The following is a 1,689-nucleotide window of genomic DNA, read 5'->3' on the forward strand; positions in this document are numbered from 1 at the left end:
GTCCGTGGCGCTGGCGGCGGTGCTCTCCGCGTTCAGCAGCGGTCTGGCCATCGCGGCCCGACTGCTCGCCCCCGGCGCCGACGGCCGCCCCACCACCGGCCCCCTCGAAGAGATCGACGCCCTCGGTCTGCCCCTGTGGCTGACCTACATCGTCGTGTTCGCCCTCACCGTGTTCATCGGTGCCCGCCTGATCTTCTCCGTACTGCGCGTCGCGGTGCGCACCCGCCGCCAGCGCCACGGACTGCCACAGCACCAGGGCGGCCCGGGGGTTGCGGTGCGGCCAGGTGGCGCGGGCGAGCAGCCCCGGCACCGGTCCGGCGAGGAGAAGCGCTGTGGTTCCGAAGAACAGCGCCGTGGTCGCGTTCATGACATCGAGTGTGTCAGCCGGCCCGCTCGGTGTCGTGGCCGGTGCTGTCGTCGCCGTGGTGCGCTTCGAGTTTCGCCAGCGCCGCGCGCAGGGCGGCGGCCTCGTCGGCGCCGACGCGGCCGACGAAGTGGACGAGGGCGGCGGCGCGACCGGCGGTCTCGTCGGCCTGGTCGAGGGCGTCGACCATGAGGCTGGCGACGAGTTCGTCGCGGCCGTGCACCGGCAGGTAGCGGTGGGCGCGGTCGTCGCGTTGCTGGATGACGAGGTTCTTCTTGGCGAGGCGCTGCAGGACCGTCATGACGGTGGTGTAGGCGAGATTGCGGTGGGCCGAGAGGGCCTCGTGGACCTGCCGGACGGTCTGGGGTTCGGGGGTGGACCACAGGTGGTCCATCACTGCGCGTTCGAGTTCGCCGAGTGCTGCCATGGGTCGATTCTACGGATTTCTCCGACGAATGTGCGTACTACCCCTGGTCGTAGGGATTGACCTGGGGTGGGATCCTGGTCACGCCCGGTGGGGACCTCCGGCGGCGCCGTAGACGTGGCGGGTGCCGATGGGCACGATCAGCGGCCGGTCGGAGACCGGATCGTCGATGACGGAGGCGTCGAGATCGAACACCTCCCGCAGCAGTTCCACGGAGATCACCTCGGACGGGACACCGGAGGCGACGACGCGGCCGTCCTTCATCACCACCAGGTGGTCGCTGTAGCGCACGGCCAGGTTCAGGTCGTGCAGCACCATCACCACGGTGCGGCCGAGTTCGCTGTGCAGCCGGTCGACGAGGTCGAGGACCTCCACCGAGTGCGCCAGGTCGAGATAGGTGGTCGGTTCGTCGAGCAGCAGGATGTCGGTGCCCTGGGCGAGCGCCATGGAGATCCAGGCGCGTTGCCGCTGCCCGCCGGACAGTTCGTCGATGGGCCGGTCGGCGAGGTCGGCGATGCCGGTGCGTTCGAGGGCGACGGCGACCTCGTCCTCGTCGTCGGAGGACCACTGCCGGAACCAGGACTGGTGCGGGTGCCGGCCGCGGGCGACCAGGTCGGCGACGGTGAGGCCTTCGGGGGCGAGGGGGGCCTGCGGCAGCATGCCGAGCACCCGGGCGACCTCGCGGGTGCGCAGGGTGGTGATGTCGTGCCCGTCGAGCAGCACGGTGCCGGTGCGGGGCTCGAGCAGCCGGCTCAGGGCGCGCAGCAGGGTGGATTTGCCGCAGCCGTTGGGGCCGATGACGGTGGTGACGACGCCGGTGGGGATGGCCAGGTCCAGGTCGTCGACGATGAGCCGGTCGCCGTAGCCGAGGCCGATGTGCTCGGCGACCGGCTCATCGTCG

Annotated in this window: 2 protein-coding genes and 1 pseudogene; 1 reads left to right on the forward strand and 2 read right to left on the reverse strand. The window is 71.2% G+C overall.

The genetic code is table 11. From position 1 onward, the window contains the following. A pseudogene (locus A8G18_RS23730) lies at positions 1-235 on the forward strand (M56 family metallopeptidase); the annotation flags it as partial. A gap of 145 nt (positions 236-380) precedes the next feature. Here A8G18_RS23730 and A8G18_RS22070 read toward each other — a convergent pair. Both A8G18_RS22070 and A8G18_RS22075 read right to left on the reverse strand, forming a co-directional pair. Continuing rightward, positions 381-791 (reverse strand): BlaI/MecI/CopY family transcriptional regulator, encoded by a 411-nt coding sequence (locus A8G18_RS22070; RefSeq protein WP_064065563.1) that lies wholly within the window; start codon positions 789-791, stop codon positions 381-383. 78 nt (positions 792-869) lie between these two features. After that, complete coding sequence (locus A8G18_RS22075) at positions 870-1,664, reverse strand: ABC transporter ATP-binding protein (RefSeq protein ID WP_157100874.1); 795 nt, start codon at positions 1,662-1,664, stop codon at positions 870-872. Between the last annotated feature and the right edge of the window lie 25 nt (positions 1,665-1,689).

Source organism: Rhodococcus gordoniae (assembly GCF_001646655.1).
Taxonomy (GTDB): domain Bacteria; phylum Actinomycetota; class Actinomycetes; order Mycobacteriales; family Mycobacteriaceae; genus Rhodococcus; species Rhodococcus gordoniae.